Raw genomic sequence first — 584 nt, forward strand, 5'->3', positions numbered from 1 at the left:
ACCGCCGAGGCCTCGAACGGGGCGAAGCTGGTGCTGGAATACAGCCCGAAGCTCAACATGCGTCCCTGGTCGCGGACGCTGACGGTGACTGTCGCGCGCGGCTTCCTGGCCCCGGGCGACACCATCACCATCCGTCTTGGCGACATCAGCGGCGGCTCGCCGGGCCTGCGGATGCAGACCTATTGCGAGGCGCAGTTCCACTTCCTGACGCTGGCCGACGTCTTCGCGACCTGCAACTGGGCCTTGCTGCCGGTGCAGCCCTGGATGGAGGTGATCCCCGGACCGGGCGTGCGGCCGCTCGCGATCCTCCCCACGCAACGGCGGCCGGGCGAGACCTTCGCGTTGCACCTCCGCTCGGATGACCGCTGGGGCAACCCGGCGGCGCTGCCGGCCAGGACGCACCGGCTGCGCGGCAGCTCCCCCGTGAAGGGCCTGCCCGAGAGCTTCGAATGGCCCGCCGGCGCGCGCTCGCATCGCATCGAGGGGCTGAGCGCCGAGGCGGCCGAGGCGCTGGTCATCACCTGGGACGAGACGCCCTCCAACCCCATGCGCGTGGCCGACGCGGCGCTGATGCCCTTCTGGGC

At 71.9% G+C, this 584-nt stretch carries 1 pseudogene; it reads left to right on the forward strand.

Going from position 1 to position 584, the window contains the following annotated elements:
- Positions 1-584 (forward strand): annotated as a pseudogene (locus tag AC1DWF_RS36830) (DUF3604 domain-containing protein); the annotation flags it as partial.

The sequence above is a fragment of the Aminobacter sp. P4_D5 genome (genome assembly GCF_056401815.1).